The sequence below is a fragment of the Mycobacterium sp. FW102-FHT13B02 genome (assembly GCF_058790275.1).
In genome coordinates this window covers 148,882-165,372 of record NZ_JBYTCM010000002.1, presented here as the reverse complement: position 1 = coordinate 165,372, position 16,491 = coordinate 148,882, and the positions used below count along the sequence as shown (strand labels likewise).

The window sequence follows — 16,491 nt, the reverse complement described above, 5'->3', positions numbered from 1 at the left end:
CGTCAATCGGCGTCGGCGACCACCGGGCACCGCACTTAGGCTGGAGAACATGGCACCCGAAATGCGCGTCGACCCGCAGGCCCTGACCGCCGCGGCGGGCACCATGACGTCGTGCGGCTCGGCCGTCGGCGCTCTGACGCCGGAAGAGCCCCTGAATTCGGCCGCTGCGGGCATGCCCGGATTCGCCACCGGTGCCGCGTGCCAGCGCGTGGGCCCGCAACTGAACACCGACTGCCAGAACATGGGCAAGGCCGTCACCGGGTTCGCCGACTCACTGCGCACCGCGGTGACCAAGTACCAGAGCACCGATGCCACGGCAGGCGCCGCCATCGGAAAGACCATGCCCGGCCACTGAGCCGCCCGACCAGACGCGAAATCCGCCGTTCACCCACCGTTCGAACTGTGTCCCTACAATCCGCCCTTACCCACCGACGCTGCGGGTAAGGCAAGCGCAGCCGGTGTCGCAGCCGAGTCCGGGCAACCATTGCCCCGAGACGGGCGAAAACATCAGGAGCACAACATGATCGACACGCTCGAGATCGGTTTGCGGATCGGGGCCGGCCTGACCCTGGGCGCCGCCATCGGCATGGAGCGGCAATGGCGTTCCCGTAATGCCGGGCTGCGCACGGCCGCGCTCGTCAGCCTCGGCTCGACCCTGTTCGTCGTCATGGGTGGGTACTCGTTCACCGGAGTGCATGCCGACCCGACCCGGGTGGCCGCCCAAGTGGCCTCCGGCATCGGCTTTCTCGGCGCCGGCGTCATCATGAAGCAAGGTGCCACCATCTCCGGTCTCAACACCGCGGCCACACTCTGGGCTGCCGCCGCGGTCGGAGCGCTCGCCGGCGGCGGCATGCTGGTGCCCGCGGCGATCGGCGCGGGTGCCGTCATCGCGGCCAACATCGTCCTGCGGCCCATCGGCCGCACCCTGGACCGCCACCACGGCCCCGGTACCGAGAAGACGTCCGCCGAATACCGGTTCGAGGTGCGGTGCCCGACCAGCGCGGAGACCCGGATCCGCGGGCTGGTGTTCGACGCCATCTCGCGCCCCAACCTCACCGTGCAGTCCATCGCCGCCACCGACCTGCCCGACGACCAGGGCGTCCGGATCGCCGCCACCGTCATCGCCGACGAACGCGACGACCACCAGATTGAAGCCGCCCTCGCCGATGTCATCAAGGCACCCGAGGTGACCTCCGTACGGTGGACCGCCGAGGAAATGTCCCTGGCCGACTAGCGCATCAGGTCGGTTAGGGAGTCAGCAGCATCTTGTATTGCGCGGCCGTCTCCTGCCGTGCGCCGGTGTCACTCGCGTTGTGCACGGAGATGACGGAATTGTTCAGCGCGGCAAAGCAATAGAAGACCGAACCGTTGGTCATCGTCGGATCGACCTCGGATTGCACGCAGCGGCTTCCCGGCAGGAAGTCGACGGCATTCACCGGATGCGCCGCCACCTCGACGCGCGCGGTGAGGTCGGCAAGATCGTTCACGAGTTTGGCCGCTGCCGCCGCATCGCGCACCTGGTAGACGGTGGTGTGGTTGTACGTCATCGAGTGCAGTCCCGCTGCCGCGAAAAGCGGCGCGGTGTCAACGGGATCGTCCTGGAAGTGCAGCGCGGCCCGCGGTAGATAGGTACCGGCCTTGGCGCTGAGCGGACGGGTGCTCGGCGGGTCCGGGTAGGTGGGCGGCGACATCGTGTGCGACAGCAGGCCGGTCGGATCCATGGCGAGGGACGCGAACTGCGCCGGATCGGTCGGTACGAACTGATCGATCCGCGGCACCTGCGCGTCCAGCGTCGCGGCAATCGCCGCCACGGCACTGTCTTGCTGTGGCGCGTAGACGAGCTGGCCCAGCACGTACTGGCCGTGCGGGGTGAACGAGTACATCGTCACCGGCTGATCGGGGCTGACGCTCGCGGTGTAGCTGTACGTGGTCGCCCGGGCCTCGGGATGTCCGGGGATGGGTACCGGGTGATCCACCGCCGGCGACAGCCCGGCAACCGCAGCGGCCAGGTCAGCGGCGGCCGCGGTGGCCGCAGCCGCGTCGGGGAAGCGCAGAACGGCGTTCATCAATCGCCACTGCTCGGGGTCCAGCCGATCGGACGCAAAGCCGTAGAGCAGGTGGTGCGCCTTGACGGTGTCGGCCACCCCGGCCGGTATGACCGTGCCGAGTGCCGCGGCGTCGGTGATGACGAGGGCCCGCGACAGCCCCGGCACCACCATCTGCGGATCGACCTCCCAGGGACCGACGACGTTGTCCGCCATCCGGCGGGCGTCGATCTGGGCACCGATCAGCGGCGCTCCCGCCACACCCAGCGGCGCCGCGGGCGCCACCGGGAAGTTGCCGCTACCAAGGAGATTCACATCGACTGCGGCCGGTGCGTGAGCGCCTTCGCCCGTCCCCGCCTCGGTGCTGGCGCAGCCTGCCACCACCAGCGTCGCCAGCGCCACCAGCACCAACCGCGGGGGCATGGGTCAGCCCGGCACGCGGTTGTTGATCTTCAGCCCCGCGAACAGCGCCAGGACCAGCACGAAGAACCCGACCCGGGTCCAGCTGCCGCTGGCGTCGCCGCGGATGGTCTGGTAGCCGATCTGCGCCTGCAGGTTGGCGTAGACCCGGGTCAGCTGGTCGAGGGTCTCGGCCCGGAATGTCTCGCCGCCGGTTATTTTGGCGATCTTCTGCATTGTGACGTCGTCGGTCGGGACGGGCACTTCCTGGCCCTCGTAGGTGATGACGCCCGACGGGGTACCGAACGAGATGGTCGAGATCACGACGCCCTGGTCCTTGGCCGCCCGCGCTGCGGTAAACGCACCGCGGGGGTCGTTCGGGTCGGCCGGCACCGTCTCTTTTCCGTCCGACATCAACACGATGTGGGCCGGCGGCGGGCCGTCCCCGCCTCCCATGACGGCGTCGAGGGTGGCGATGGCCTGCAATGCCGTGAAGATGCCCTCGCCGGTCGCGGTACGCGGTGCCGGTTCCAGCGAGTCGATGGTGCGCGCCACGACGTCATGGTCGCTGGTCGGCGCCACCAGCATCGTTGCACTGGAGGAGAATTCGACCAGTCCGACGCTGATGCCGTTGGTCAGGCCGTCGACGAACGTTTTGCCGGCGCTCTTCGCCGCTTCGATACGGCTGGGTTTGACGTCGGTGGCGATCATCGATTCGGAGACGTCGATGACGAGCATGACGACGGCGCGGTTCCGCGGAATGCGGATGTCGTGCGTCGGGCCGGCCATGGCGGTGGTGAGCAGCAGCAGCGCGACGACGAGCAGGACGGCCGGCACGTGACGCCACCGGGACTGCGTCTTGGGGCGGGCCGCGACGACCTGCTCCAGCAGCTCGGTGTTGGCGAACCGCAGGACGCGCTTGCGGCGGGCCTTGCGCAGCAGCAGGTAGATGGCGACGGCCCCGACGACCGCGATCAGATACAGGAAGAACCAGGCACTGGAGAACCCGGACAGCGTCAGTGGCCCGACAAAGGGGATCTCCAACAGGCACTCTCCGTTGCGTTCGGCGTCGGTCCCTCAGACCGATATGGGGCAATCGTACCGACGCGAATGGTTCTGGCACCGGATGCGGCTGGTTCCGGACGCGGTCGGCCCGTCAGTCCGACAGGCCGAGCGCTGCCATGGCGCCGTCCACGGTCGCCTGTTTCAACTGGTCAGCAGGAGCGTCCGGGAACTGCAGGCAGCAGTCCTGGAGACCGCCGAAGGCGATGACGGCGCGGGCGGACTGTTCGAGGGTGGGGCGACGCCCGAAGACCAGCTTGCCCAGCCGGTCGCGCCACGCCAGCATGCTGTCGATGAGGCCCAGGTCGGCGAGCGTGGTCAGATCGGTGACGATCAGCAGCAGATCGGCCCGGTGCCGGTAGTGGAAGTCGAAGTAGCCCTGCAGCAGCTCCCGGGGGGTGGCTCGGGCCGCGCCGCGCAACCGTTCCTGGGTGGCCACGAATTCCTCGCCCTCGTCGATCAACGGCTGCAGGATGCTGCGCACCAAGTCCTCACGCGAGCTGAAGTGGTAGTACAACGCGGGTTTACTGATGCCCAGCCGGTCGGCGATGTCCTGCAGGCTGGTGCGCTGCACGCCCTTCTGACTGAATAGCTCGCGCGCCACATCCTGGATGCGCGACCGAGTCTTCGACGGGGTTCTCGCCACGTAGCCACCCTAACTTACTTAACGGGCGGTAAGCTGACCGCGCATCCACTTACCGACCGTTAAGTAAACACGGAGGACTTCATGAAGGTGCTCATCTCCGGCGCCAGCATCGCCGGCCCGGTCCTGGCCTACTGGCTGTGCCGCAACGGATTCGACGTCACGGTGGTCGAGCGCGCGCCGGCCCTGCGCAAGACCGGGGGCCACGCCGTCGATCTGTTCCGGCCGGCCATGGAGATCTCCGAACGCATGAGCGTGTTGGGCCGCATCGAGTCCCGCGCCACCGGGACCACCGCGCTCACCCTGAACCGTCCACCCAGCAACCGGTGGACCCACGTCGATTACGTCAAACTCATCGCGACCATGTCCGACCGGCATGTCGAGATCATGCGCGACGACCTGAGCCAGGCCTACTACGACGCCGTCCGCGACGACGCCGAGTTCCGCTTCGGCGACCAGATCACGTCCATCACCGATGCCGGTGAGGTGACGTTCGAGAACGCCGCCCCGGAGCGCTACGACCTGGTGATCGGCGCCGACGGCCTGCACTCCGGGGTCCGGCAGCTGACCTTCGGTGACCAGGCCCGGGAAGTGTTTCTCGGCGGCTATCTGGCGGTGGTGTCGGTGCCGAAAATGCTTGCACCCAAAGGTGAAATGAGCGGGTACCTGGCGCCGCGGAAGATCGCCATGGTGTACAGCGCCGACCACCTCGAGGATGCCCGGGCGGTGTTCATGTTCCGGACCGACCAGCCGCTGGACTACCACCACCGCGATATCGCCGCTCAGCAGCGCCACTTGCAGGCGGCGTTCGAGGGCGTGAGTCCCGAAGTCGATCACTGGCTGGGAGAACTGGACACCACCCCCGCGTTCTACTTCGACGCGATCACCCAGCTGGAGATGAGCACCTGGTCGCGGGGGCGGGTCACGCTGGTCGGTGACGCCGGGTACTGCCCCGGCCCGGGGGTCGGCGGCAGCACCAGCCTGGCGGTCTACGGCGCGTACGTGCTGGCTCACGCCTTGACCGCAGCCCGCGGCGATCACCCGGCCGCATTCGCCGCCTACGAGCGCACCATGGCCGCGCCGGTGGCCGGCAGCCGCGCCATGGCGCGGGTCAATGCCAAGACCATCGTGCCCGGAACCGATTGGGGCGCAAGGGCGCTGCTCGGCGTCGCGCGCACGCTGTCGGTCTTGCCCAGCGGCCTCACGCAGCGGCTGGCCCGGCTCAACTCGAACGGCGTCCGGCTGTACGACACCATGCCGCTGCCGGACTGACGTCTTCCGGTGTGGCCGAAGCCGCTGCGATGTCACCCGTTTTCGCTACGTTGGGTTGCATGGCCCTTTCCAAGGATGAACGCGAAGAATTTCTGGCCGAACCACACATCGGGGCGCTGTCGGTCCACGCCGGCGCAGACCGCGGCCCTCTGACGGTGCCGATCTGGTACTCGTACACGCCCGGCGGCAAGCTGTGGCTGCTGACCGGGCTCGGCTCTCGCAAGCACAAGCTGATCGAGGCGGCGGGGCATCTGTCGCTGATGGCCGAGCGCCTGGAGCCCACGGTCCGCTACGTCGCCGTCGACGGTCCGGTGCTCAGCATCGAGACGGGCACCGATGAACAGCTGGTCGAGATGGCCGAGCGGTACCTCGGCAAGGAGAAGGCCCCGGCCTACCTCGAGATGGCCCGGCGCGAGCACGGCCCCAGCGTGACAGTCACCGTCGACCCGAAGCACTGGCTGTCGGCCGACCTAGGGTCGCTGTGACGCCATGTCGTCCCGGCAGCGCCTATTCCGGTTCTTCTACCGGCTCGGCTTCACTCCGTGGGACGGGCATCCGCTGGCCACCAGCCTTCGCGAGCTGGTTGAGGGTGACGGAGCGCTGACACCGGGAACCGCGCTCGACATCGGTTGCGGCACCGGTGACAACGCGCTGTATCTGGCCGGGCTCGGCTGGGACGTGACCGGCGTCGACTACGTCGCGACGGCGGTCCAGAAGGCACGGGCCAAGGCCGCCAAGCGGGACGCTTCGGCCCCCGGCTCCGTGCGGTTCGACCAGGCCGACGCCACCCGGCTCACCGGCCAGGGCATCGGCGCGGACTTCGGGCTGATCATCGACAACGGCTGCTTGCACGGCATGAGCGCCAACGACCGCGACGCCTACGTGGGCGAGGTGACGGCGGTGGCGGCACCGGATGCACGGCTGCTGATCGTCGCGTTCGTCCCGGGCGCCTCGTTCGGGGTGCCCGGGATCGACCCGGCGGAGGTGCAACGGCGGTTCGCGCTCGGCTGGACGCTGCTGTCCAGCGGTGACGAACCGGGCCTGAATCGCGGCGACAAGAACCCGGCGCGGTACTACCTGTTCGCCCGGCGTCGCACCTGACCGTTCGAGGTCAGCCTCCGGAGCCAAGCTGTCGGCCTCCGGGCGTAGCGTGGCCCCATGGGCGAACTTTCCGACGATGTGATCGCTTTTCTCTCCGAAGGCACGCGCACCGCGGTGCTCGGCTGGGTAGCGGCCGACGGTCGGCCGTTGTCCGCACCCGTGTGGTTCGTGGTCGACGACGGGGCGCTGGTGTTCAACACCGGCAAGGACACGGCCAAGGGGCGGGCGCTGGCCCGCGACCCTCGGGTGGTGTTGTGCATCGACGACACCACCCCACCGTATGCGTTTGTCCAAGTTCAGGGCATCGCGTCGATCAGTGAGGATCCCGACGAGTTGCTCGACATCGCCACCCGCACCGGCGGCCGCTACATGGGCGCCGACCGCGCCGAGGAATTCGGCAGGCGCAACGGCGTGCCGGGCGAACTCGTGGTCCGGGTCAACCCCACGAAAGTCATTGCCGCGTTTGACGTGGCGGATTGAGGCGATCATGACCGACCTCTCCGCTTTCGCCGAGTTGTCCGCACGCGACCATGGGCTGTGTGTGCTGAACACCCTGCGTGATGACGGCAGCATCCAGTCCTCGGTGGTCAATGCCGGGGTGCTGCCACATCCGAGCACCGGTGAGCCGGTCGTCGCCCTCGTCGCCATCGGCGCCACACGCAAGCTGCGCAATCTGCGTGCCGATGCCCGGACTTCCGTTGTCGCACATGCCGGCTGGCAGTGGCTGACGGTCGAGGGCACCGCCGAGGTCATCGGCCCGGACGACACTGACGCCGAAACACTGAGAGTGTTGTTGCGCAACGTCTTCACCGCCGCCGGTGGGACGCACGACGACTGGGACACCTACGACCGCGTCATGCGCGAAGAGGGTCGCGCCGCGGTGCTGATCTCACCGACTCGGGTGTACTCGAACCCTGCGCGATAACCCCCAGGAAACGCGAAAACCCCCAAACCCATAGGGATTTGGGGGTTCTCGCGATTGTTTGCGCTAGCTGACTAGCTCTCCAGCGAAGCCGGTGGCAGGAAGCGGTCGCCGTACTTGGCGGCCAGTTCCTTGGCCCGGGCCACGAAGGCCTCCTTGCCGACACCGAGCTCGCCCTGGTAGCCGACGATGAACTGCGCAGAACCACCGGTGTAGGGCGGGAAGCCGATACCCATGATCGAGCCGATGTTCGCGTCAGCGGTCGAGGTCAGCACGCCCTCGTCGATGCACTTCTGGGTCTCCAGCGCCTCGGCGAACAGCATGCGGTCGATCATGTCCTGCAGCGGCAGTTCGGTCGAACCCGAGTTGAAGGCGTCCTTCAGACCCGGCCACAGCTGAGTGCGCTTGCCGTCGACGTACTCGTAGAAGCCCGCGCCCTTCAGGCGCGACGGGCGACCGAGCTCGATCATCTTCTCGACGACAGCCTCGGCCGGGTGCCCGACATAGGTGCCACCCTCGGCCTCGACGCCCTCCTTGGAAGCCACGGCGATCTTGTGCATGAGCTCCAGGTTGAGCTCATCCGAAAGCTGCAGCGGCGCTGCCGGGTAACCGGCCTGCGAACCGGCCTGCTCGATGGACGCGGGCGCGACGCCCTCGCCCAGCATGGCCAGCGCCTCGTTGACGAAGGTGCCGATCACGCGCGAGGTGAAGAAGCCACGGCTGTCGTTGACGACGATCGGGGTCTTCTTGATGGCGAGGGTGTAGTCGAACACCCGGGCCAGCGCCTCGTCAGAGGTCTTCTCGCCCTTGATGATCTCCACCAGCGGCATCTTGTCGACAGGCGAGAAGAAGTGGATACCGATGAAGTCCTCCTGGCGCTTCACGCCGGTCGCCAGACCGGTGATGGGCAGCGTGGAGGTGTTCGAGCCGAGCAGCGCGTTGGGCTCGACGATGTCCTCGATCTCCTGGAACACCTTGTGCTTGAGTTCCTGGTTCTCGAACACGGCCTCGATGACGAAGTCGACACCCTTGAGGTCGGCCGGGTCAGCGGTCGGCGTGATGCGGGCCAGCAGCGCGTCGGACTTCTCCTGAGTGGTCTTGCCACGCTCGAGGGCCTTGGCCTCGATCTTCTCGGAGTAGTTCTTGCCCTTGTCGGCGGCTTCCTGCGTGACGTCCTTGAGGACGACCTCGTAGCCGGCCTTGGCCGACACGTAGGCGATACCGGCGCCCATCATGCCCGCGCCCAGGACGCCGATCTTCTTGATGTCCTGCTTGGCGATGCCCTGCGGGCGGGAGGCGCCGCCGTTGATGGCCTGCAGGTCCAGGAAGAACGCCTGGATCATGTTCTTCGCGGTCTGGCCGGTGACCAGGGTGGTGAAGTAGCGGCTCTCGATGCGCGATGCGGTGTCGAAGTCGACCTGCGCACCCTCGACGGCGGCATCCAGGATGGCGCGCGGCGCGGGCATCGGGGCACCCTTGAGCTGCTTCTTCAGCAGGGCCGGGAACGACGGCAGGATGCCGGCCAGGCCCGGGCTCGACGGGGTGCCGCCGGGCATCTTGTAGCCCTTGACGTCCCACGGCTGGGTGTGGGCCTCGGGGTTGGCCTTGATCCACGCCTTGGCGGCGGGGACCAGTTCGTCGACGGTGTCGACGAGCTCGTCGACCAGGCCGGTGGCCTTGGCCTTGGCCGGGGTGAAGCGGGTGCCCTGGCTCAGGACCTCCATGAAGGCCTTCTGGATACCGAACATGCGCACGGTGCGGGCAACGCCGCCACCGCCCGGGAGCAGACCCAGGGTGACCTCGGGCAGACCGATCTGGCTGCCGCGAACGTCGGCCGCGATGCGGTGATGGCACGCGAGCGCGATCTCCAGGCCACCGCCGAGGGCGGCGCCGTTGATGGCGGCGACGACGGGCTTGCCCAGGGTCTCCAGGGCGCGCAGGTCGGCCTTGATGGTCTCGACCATTTCGAAGGCTTCGGCCGCATCATCGGGGCCGATGTTCATCATGCCCTTGAGGTCACCGCCGGCGAAGAAGGTCTTCTTCGCGCTGGTGATGACGACACCGGTGATGGAGTCCTTCTCGGCAAGCAGGCTCTGCACCGCGTAGTGCATCGACTCCTTGTAGTGCTCGTTCATCACGTTGGCCGAACCGGTCGGGTCGTCCATGGTGAGGGTGACGATGCCGTCGGCATCCTTGTCCCACTGAATTGTCTTCTCAGCCATTGTTTTTCGCTTCTTCCTAGACGCGCTCGATGATGGTGGCCACGCCCATGCCGCCGCCGATACACAGCGTGATCAGGGCACGCTTGGCGCCGCGGCGCTCGAGCTCGTCGACCATGGTTCCGGTGATCATGGCGCCCGTGGCGCCCAGCGGGTGACCCATCGCGATGGCGCCACCGTTGACGTTCAGCTTCTCGTCCGGGATGTTCAGGTCCTTCTGGAACTTCAGGACGACCGAGGCGAAGGCCTCGTTGATCTCGAACAGGTCGATGTCATCGACGGTCAGGCCGGCACGGTCCAGCACCTTCTTGGTGGCCGGGGTCGGGCCGGTCAGCATGATGACCGGGTCGGCACCGCTGGTGGCGGTGGCCACGACGCGGGCACGCGGGGTCAGGCCCTGCGACTTGCCGGCAGCCTCCGAACCGATCAGCACCAGCGCGGCGCCGTCGACGATGCCCGAGCTGTTGCCACCGTGGTGGACGTGGTTGATCTTCTCGACGTAGTGGTACTTCTGCAGCGCCACGTCGTCGAAGCCGCCCATGGCGCCCAGACCCGCGAACGCGGAGTTGAGCTTGCCCAGGCTCTCAACGGTGGTGCCGGGACGCATGTGCTCGTCGTGGTCCAGGATGGTCAGGCCGTTCTGGTCCTTGACCGGGATGACCGACTTGGCGAAGTAACCGCCCGACCACGCCGCGGCGGCCTTCTCCTGCGAGCGCACCGCATAGGCGTCGACGTCTTCGCGCGAGAAGCCCTCGATGGTGGCGATCAGGTCGGCGCCGATGCCCTGCGGGACGAAGCCGATGCGGTAGTTGGTCTCCGGGTCACCGGCCCACGCGCCGCCGTCCGAACCCATCGGGACGCGGCTCATGGACTCGACGCCACCGGCGTACACCAGGTCGTCCCAGCCGGAACGGACCTTCTGTGCGGCCAGGTTCACGGCCTCCAGGCCGGAGGCGCAGAAGCGGTTGAGCTGGAAGCCACCGGTGGTCTCGGGCAGCTTGGCCACGAGAGCGGCGGTGCGGGCGATGTCGCCACCCTGGTCACCGACCGGCGAGACGCAGCCCATGATGACGTCGCTGATCAGGTTCTCATCGAGGTCGGGATTGCGGCGACGCATTTCGTCGATCAGGCCGACGATGAGGTTGACCGGCTTGACCTCGTTCAGTGCACCGTTGCGCTGCTTGCCACGGGGCGTGCGAATGGCCTCATAGATGAAGGCTTCTTCGGACATGTATTTGCTCCAGGTCCTATTGAGATGGGGTTGTGGGTGCGCCTACCCGCGGGCGGACGGTCCCCTGCCCGGAAGCGTAACAGGCCCTCCCAACCAGGTGGTTGGGAGAGTGCGGCCCACCACCCACGAGCGTGCGGGCCTGCACAGCGACACACCGCCAGCGGCGTACATGGCGCGCACGCTCGTGGCCGACGAATGCACGTTGACCTGCCATTTCTTCCGATTCGGTGGGCGTCGACCTGGACGCCCGCGCCAGATCAGCCCCCGGGCCGCCGAGCGTTACGCCGAGGATCGCAGTCACCATGCGGCAGTAATCCTCGGCGTTGTGGCGGTTGGGCCAGTGGCAGCCGACTCCAGAATCCGTGCACGCTCCACGAACGTGACCAGACGGCGGAAAACAGACGCGAATACCGCCTTGTGGTCACGCTCACGAAAGGCGACGTCGCAGTCCGCAGTTGTCGACGCAAATTAGCGCCTGAACGCACGCTCGCCGGGCAGAACCGCGTTGACCCTGAATCGAGGGCGCACTTGTGCGAGAAGGCTGCGCCCTCACTGCAGCCTCAACGCCACTGGCGGCCCGAGACCCGTTCACCCTGAAACCAGGGCGCATAAGTGCGAGAACGCCGCGCCCTCACTACAGAGTCAACGACTAATCAGGCCAACAGCGGAGTCAGGCGATGGCCTTCACGAACTCCGCGATCTCCCCGACGGCACGACGGGCGTCGGGGTTCGAGAAGGCGAAGGCCTGGAAGACGTGGACGGCGCGGTCGAAGACCTGCAGCCGTACCGGGACGCCCGCCTCGGCGAGCCGCTCGGCCATCAGTTCCGAATCCGGCCGCAGCGCCTCTTCGGAACCCACTTGCAGCAGGAACGGGCCGAGGCCGCGGAGGTCGGCGTCGACCGGAGACGGGGTCGCTTCGCGCCCTCCGTTGTGCAGCAGGAAGACCTCGCTGATCATCCGGAGAAAGTCGACCGGGAACATCGCGTCCGGAATGCGCTGCGCTGCTTCATATTTCGGCGTCATGTCACTGTTCGTGGCCGCAGACAACATCACACAACCTGCTGGCGGCGCCATTCCCAGGTCGCGCACCGCCACGGCGGTCATGGCCGCGATGAACCCACCGGCGGAGTCACCGGCCAGCACGATGCGCTCCGGCTTCACGCCCTGTGCCAGCACGTAGCGGTAGGCGTCGACGCCGTCTTCAACCGCGTCTTCGACGAGGTGGCGCGGGCACAGCCGGTATCCCACCGACAAAGCGCGTGCGCGGCTGTCGCGGGCGATGTGACTGACCAGCGGGCGGTGGCTGTTGATGCCGAGTGCGATGAACGCCGACCCGTGGAAGTAGATGATGACGCGGCCGTCGACCGCAGGAGTGGTCTCGTTCCAGACCCATTCCGCCGGGCAATTCGGCAGCTCGACTTTCTCGGTGCGCGACCCACGCACCGCGGGCATCCAGTTCGTCACCCGCTCAGAACCGTCGTAGGCGCGGTCGAGCAGGAGCTGCGGGAACCGCTTGTTGAGGGCCAGCATGACCTTGGTCAGCAGGAACAGCAGCGGCTTCACAGCCCTGAGCAGATAGGACTCGGCGACCGAGTGCCAGTTCGCCTTGCCCATCCACTCCGGGCCGGCGTATGCGACGGGCTCGGGCACAGAGTTCTCGGCCGGATCATCGATCCGTTCGGCGCTGGTCATCGGGCCTCCTTTTGCGACATTGCTGAGCCGAGACTAGATCAGCTGCCTAACACCGGCTCGGGCTCGACATGCTGAGATCGCGTCGGCACGGCACGATAGGCGGGTGTCGGACCCCCACCATCGCATCCCGGCGGATGCGCTCGAGCGCATCGACACCCTGTTGTCCCGCGTCGAGGCCGACCTCGCTGCGCGGTTTCCGGGGGACGGCCCAGCCGTGCAGCCCATCCATACCGTCTATGTCAGCGCGGCCGACGCGACTCCCGACACTCCTGCCCAGTGGGGTCAGGCCGCACTCGAATTGCTGGACCAGCACCCGGAGGTCTTCGCCGAACTCGGCGACCAGACGACGGTGGCGTTGGTGCGCGACCAGCTCACCGCAGCACCGATTGCCGATTTGCGGCTGGATTTCGAGGATGGCTATGGCCACCGCGGTGACGACGTGGAGGATCGTGACGCGGCGCGGGCGGCGGTCACCCTGCCCGCACTCGGGTTGAGCCACAGCGGGATTCGGATCAAGGGGCTGACCACCGCAGAGCGCCGTCGGGCGCTGCGCACCCTCGAGTTGGTGCTCGACGCCGGCGCCATCGACGGATTTGTCTTCACCGTGCCGAAACTGCGTGCGGCAGAACAGGTCACCGCGGCGGTCTGGCTGTGCGAGGCATTGGAGACCGCACACGGCCTGGCCGATCACGCGCTGCGCTTCGAGCTGCAGATCGAGAGCCCGCAGGCGGTACTCGGCCCCGACGGGACCGCGACCCTCGCCCGCGCGATCCAACTGGCCGACCGTCGGTGCAGCGGATTGCATTACGGCACATACGATTACAGTGCCGCGTGCGGGATCGCACCGCAACATCAGGCGCTCGATCACCCCGTGGCCGACCACGCCAAAGCGGTGATGCAGGCCGCCGCCGCTCAGACCGGCGTCTGGGTCGCCGACGGCTCGACGCAGGTGGCCCCTATCGGCACCGAAGAGCAAGTGGTGCAGGCGATCCGGCGCCACCATCGGCTCGTCACCCGGTCCCTCGAGCGGGGTTTCTACCAGGGTTGGGACATGCACCCCGGTCACCTGGTGACGCGCTGGCTGGCCACGTTCACCTTCTTCCGGGCCGCCATGGCCGCCGCGGCGCCACGGCTGCAGGCTTACCTGGACCGCACCGGCGGCCCTATCGTCGACGAGCCCGCGACCGCCGAGGCGTTGGCGGCGGTGGTCCTGCGCGGGCTGGACTGCGGCGCATTCGGCGCCGACGACCTCCTCGCGATCGCGCCCGGCGCCACCGTCGAAGTCCTACGAAACCTCAAGAACCGAAAGCTGTCATGACTGAATCATTGCCGGACTTCACCTGGCTGCCGGATCTCGCGCTACGGAGCCTCGGCGGCGCGGTGATCTGGGCGAACGACGATCTGTTCGCGGAGAAGGAAAACCTCATCTCCGCCGACCCCTCGCAATATCGTCCGGCATCGTTCGGGCACAAGGGCCAGATATACGACGGTTGGGAGACCCGGCGACGGCGCGACGCCGGCCACGACACCGCAATCGTGCGCCTCGGTGTACCGGGTGTCATCCGCGGCGTGGTGGTCGACACCGCATGGTTCAAGGGCAACTATCCGCCGGCCGTCTCCGTCGACGCCATCGAAGTCGACGGGTACCCGACCGCCGAACAGCTGGCCGCCCACCCTGGCTGGGTACCGCTCATTGACCGCTCGCGGGTGTACGGGGACACCCGTAACAACTTCGAGGTCTCCTCGGAACAGCGCTGGACGCACGTGCGCCTCAACATCTATCCGGACGGCGGGGTAGCGCGACTACGGGTGCACGGAGAAGGCCGCCCGGACAAGCGATTTCTCGGCGTCGGCCCCGTGGACCTGGCTGCGCTGGAAAACGGCGGTCTGGTGCTCGACGCCTCGAATCGCTTCTACAGCTCGCCGCAGAATCTGATCTTTCCCGGACAAGCACAGGTGATGGGCGACGGCTGGGAAACCGCCCGCCGTCGTGACGACGCCAACGACTGGGTCCGCATCCGGCTGGCCGGACCGGGCCGGGTACGGCTCGCCGAGATCGACACGTCGTACTTCATCGGGAACAGCCCCGGGGCCGCGGCACTGACCGCGCTGCGCGCCGACGGCCAGTGGATCGAACTACTGCCCCGCACTGAACTGCTGCCCGATACCCGGCACCGCTTCCTCATCGACGCCGGCGACGTGGTGTCCGAGGCACGACTGGACATCTATCCCGACGGCGGGCTGGCTCGATTGCGGCTCTTCGGGGAACTCGCGTGAGCTACCCACGCGACCTGGTGGGCTATGGCCGTACCCCGCCGGACCCGCAATGGCCGGGCGGTGCCGCGATTGCCGTGCAGTTCGTCCTCAATTATGAAGAGGGCGGGGAGAACAACGTGCTCGACGGGGATGCGGCCTCGGAGACGTTCCTGTCCGAGATGACCCCGGCCGACGCGTTCCCGAATCGGCACATGAGCATGGAGTCGCTCTATGAGTACGGCTCGCGCGCCGGATTGTGGCGGATACTAAGGGTTTTCGAGCGTCGGGATATCCCGCTGACCGTCTTCGCGGTGGCGCGGGCCCTGCAGCGCAACCCGGAGGCGCTGGCCGCATTCGATGAACTCGGACACGAGATCGCCTGCCACGGCCTGCGGTGGCAGTCCTACCAGCTGACCGACCGTGACACCGAACGCGAGCACATGGCAGAGGCGGTGCGGATCCTGACCGAGCTCACCGGCGCCGCGCCGCTGGGCTGGTACACCGGCCGGGACTCCCCGCACACGCGGGAGCTGGTGGTCGAGCACGGCGGGTTCGTGTACGACTCGGACTCCTACGCCGATGATCTGCCGTACTGGGTCCGCGTGGCCGACACCGACCATCTCGTGGTGCCGTACACACTCGACACCAACGACATGCGTTTCGCCTCTCCCGCAGGGTTTTCCAACGGCGAGGAGTTCTTCGCTCATCTGCGGGACGCGTTCGACGTGCTCTACGCCGAAGGTCTGGGCGGCAGCCCGAAGATGCTCTCGGTCGGGTTGCACTGCCGTCTGGTCGGCCGACCGGCCCGCAGTGCCGCGCTGGAACGATTCCTCGACCACGTGCAGTCACACGACCGGGTATGGCTGGCGCGGCGCATCGACATCGCCGAGCACTGGCGCGCCGTGCACCCGGCCCGCTAGCGTTCGCGCCGGACGGTGTACCGCTTGGCCGGCGGCGTCGCGAACTCACCGCGTTTACCGGTGCGCAGACCCATTCGCACCAGCGCCTGCACCGTCAACGTTGCGGCGCTCACCCCGTCGACCACCGGCACCCCGAGCTCGGCGGTGATCGCCGCGCACATCTCGGCCATGCCCGCACACCCCAGCACGATGGCATCGGAACCGTCGGCCTCCAGCGCCTCCCGGCAGGCCTCGGTGACGACCTTGCGCGCCGTGGGGTCGGTCTCCAGGTCGAGCACCGGAATGTCGCAGGCGTGGATACCCATGCAGAACCGTTGCATCCCATAGCGTTCCGCGAGATCGACGGCTCGGCCCATGGTGCGCGCCAGCGTCGTCACCACGGAGAAGCCCCGGCCGAGGTGGCTGGCGGTCTGCATGGCGGCCTCGGCGATGCCGATGACCGGCCCGGCCGCGACCTCCCGCGCCGCGTCCAGTCCCGGATCACCGAAGCATGCGATCACATAACCGTCGACACCGGCGTCCTCGCCGCGGCGGATCGCCTCGAGCAGGCCCGGCACGCTCATGGCCTCGTCGTAGTGGCTTTCGATCGAGGGGGGACCGTATTCAGACGTCACGGCCACGATGTCGACGCCGGGACCGGCCACTGCCTGTGCGCAGCGCCCGATCCCAGCGGTCATCGATGGTGTGGTGTTGGGGTTGATGACCCAAATCCGGCTCATCCCAAGGAC

The 16,491-nt window shown here is 67.6% G+C and carries 17 protein-coding genes; 10 read left to right on the top strand and 7 right to left on the bottom strand.

What is annotated here, in order from left to right; genetic code table 11:
• The first annotated feature begins 49 nt into the window (after window positions 1-49).
• On the top strand, window positions 50-355 hold the full coding sequence (locus AC3WTE_RS03680) for a type VII secretion target (RefSeq protein WP_492435744.1): 306 nt from the start codon (window positions 50-52) through the stop codon (window positions 353-355).
• Window positions 356-523: 168 nt separating this feature from the next.
• Complete coding sequence (locus AC3WTE_RS03675) at window positions 524-1,234, top strand: MgtC/SapB family protein (RefSeq protein ID WP_492436271.1); 711 nt, start codon at window positions 524-526, stop codon at window positions 1,232-1,234.
• Window positions 1,235-1,247: 13 nt separating this feature from the next.
• Here AC3WTE_RS03675 and AC3WTE_RS03670 read toward each other — a convergent pair whose 3' ends face one another.
• The 3 genes from AC3WTE_RS03670 to AC3WTE_RS03660 all read right to left on the bottom strand — a co-directional run bounded on the left by AC3WTE_RS03670 (window position 1,248) and on the right by AC3WTE_RS03660 (window position 4,152).
• Complete coding sequence (locus tag AC3WTE_RS03670; RefSeq protein WP_492435743.1) at window positions 1,248-2,468, bottom strand: DUF7373 family lipoprotein; 1,221 nt, start codon at window positions 2,466-2,468, stop codon at window positions 1,248-1,250.
• Between the two features lie 3 nt (window positions 2,469-2,471).
• Entirely contained in the window at window positions 2,472-3,488 is a 1,017-nt protein-coding gene (locus AC3WTE_RS03665) for a VWA domain-containing protein (protein WP_492435741.1), read from the bottom strand.
• A gap of 112 nt (window positions 3,489-3,600) precedes the next feature.
• On the bottom strand, window positions 3,601-4,152 hold the full coding sequence (locus AC3WTE_RS03660) for a TetR/AcrR family transcriptional regulator (RefSeq protein ID WP_492435740.1): 552 nt from the start codon (window positions 4,150-4,152) through the stop codon (window positions 3,601-3,603).
• A gap of 81 nt (window positions 4,153-4,233) precedes the next feature.
• Here AC3WTE_RS03660 and AC3WTE_RS03655 point away from each other — a divergent pair, with 81 nt between their 5' ends.
• From AC3WTE_RS03655 to AC3WTE_RS03635, 5 genes are read left to right on the top strand one after another with little or no spacing between them, the layout of a single operon-like run.
• Complete coding sequence (locus AC3WTE_RS03655) at window positions 4,234-5,421, top strand: FAD-dependent monooxygenase (RefSeq protein ID WP_492435738.1); 1,188 nt, start codon at window positions 4,234-4,236, stop codon at window positions 5,419-5,421.
• 59 nt (window positions 5,422-5,480) lie between these two features.
• Window positions 5,481-5,906, top strand: a complete 426-nt coding sequence (locus tag AC3WTE_RS03650) for a pyridoxamine 5'-phosphate oxidase family protein (protein ID WP_492435737.1) — start codon at window positions 5,481-5,483, stop codon at window positions 5,904-5,906.
• Between the two features lie 4 nt (window positions 5,907-5,910).
• Window positions 5,911-6,522 carry a class I SAM-dependent methyltransferase gene (locus AC3WTE_RS03645; RefSeq protein ID WP_492435736.1) on the top strand — a complete coding sequence of 204 codons (612 nt, stop codon included), beginning with the start codon at window positions 5,911-5,913 and terminating at the stop codon, window positions 6,520-6,522.
• A gap of 57 nt (window positions 6,523-6,579) precedes the next feature.
• Window positions 6,580-7,002, top strand: coding sequence for a PPOX class F420-dependent oxidoreductase (locus AC3WTE_RS03640; RefSeq protein WP_492435734.1), 423 nt, complete (start codon window positions 6,580-6,582; stop codon window positions 7,000-7,002).
• 7 nt (window positions 7,003-7,009) lie between these two features.
• Window positions 7,010-7,447 carry a TIGR03618 family F420-dependent PPOX class oxidoreductase gene (locus AC3WTE_RS03635; RefSeq protein ID WP_492435732.1) on the top strand — a complete coding sequence of 146 codons (438 nt, stop codon included), beginning with the start codon at window positions 7,010-7,012 and terminating at the stop codon, window positions 7,445-7,447.
• Between the two features lie 71 nt (window positions 7,448-7,518).
• Here AC3WTE_RS03635 and AC3WTE_RS03630 read toward each other — a convergent pair whose 3' ends face one another.
• The 3 genes from AC3WTE_RS03630 to AC3WTE_RS03620 form a co-directional block, all read right to left on the bottom strand.
• A complete protein-coding gene (locus AC3WTE_RS03630; RefSeq protein ID WP_492435731.1) occupies window positions 7,519-9,666 on the bottom strand; it encodes a 3-hydroxyacyl-CoA dehydrogenase NAD-binding domain-containing protein in 2,148 nt (715 codons plus the stop codon).
• Window positions 9,667-9,682: 16 nt separating this feature from the next.
• Window positions 9,683-10,894 (bottom strand): acetyl-CoA C-acetyltransferase, encoded by a 1,212-nt coding sequence (locus AC3WTE_RS03625; RefSeq protein WP_492435730.1) that lies wholly within the window; start codon window positions 10,892-10,894, stop codon window positions 9,683-9,685.
• Between the two features lie 670 nt (window positions 10,895-11,564).
• Window positions 11,565-12,587 (bottom strand): alpha/beta hydrolase, encoded by a 1,023-nt coding sequence (locus AC3WTE_RS03620; protein ID WP_492435729.1) that lies wholly within the window; start codon window positions 12,585-12,587, stop codon window positions 11,565-11,567.
• A 103-nt stretch (window positions 12,588-12,690) separates the two neighbouring features.
• Here AC3WTE_RS03620 and AC3WTE_RS03615 point away from each other — a divergent pair, with 103 nt between their 5' ends.
• From AC3WTE_RS03615 to puuE, 3 genes are read left to right on the top strand one after another with little or no spacing between them, the layout of a single operon-like run.
• A complete protein-coding gene (locus AC3WTE_RS03615) occupies window positions 12,691-13,905 on the top strand; it encodes a DUF6986 family protein (protein ID WP_492435727.1) in 1,215 nt (404 codons plus the stop codon).
• Window positions 13,902-14,864: an allantoicase gene (alc, locus tag AC3WTE_RS03610; RefSeq protein ID WP_492435725.1), complete on the top strand. Its 963-nt coding sequence runs from the start codon at window positions 13,902-13,904 to the stop codon at window positions 14,862-14,864. Before AC3WTE_RS03615 ends, alc begins: the two co-directional genes overlap by 4 nt.
• A complete protein-coding gene (gene puuE, locus AC3WTE_RS03605; protein ID WP_492435724.1) occupies window positions 14,861-15,763 on the top strand; it encodes an allantoinase PuuE in 903 nt (300 codons plus the stop codon). Before alc ends, puuE begins: the two co-directional genes overlap by 4 nt.
• Here puuE and AC3WTE_RS03600 read toward each other — a convergent pair.
• Window positions 15,760-16,482 (bottom strand): aspartate/glutamate racemase family protein, encoded by a 723-nt coding sequence (locus tag AC3WTE_RS03600; RefSeq protein WP_492435722.1) that lies wholly within the window; start codon window positions 16,480-16,482, stop codon window positions 15,760-15,762. The genes puuE and AC3WTE_RS03600 overlap by 4 nt on opposite strands.
• Window positions 16,483-16,491 lie beyond the last annotated feature (9 nt).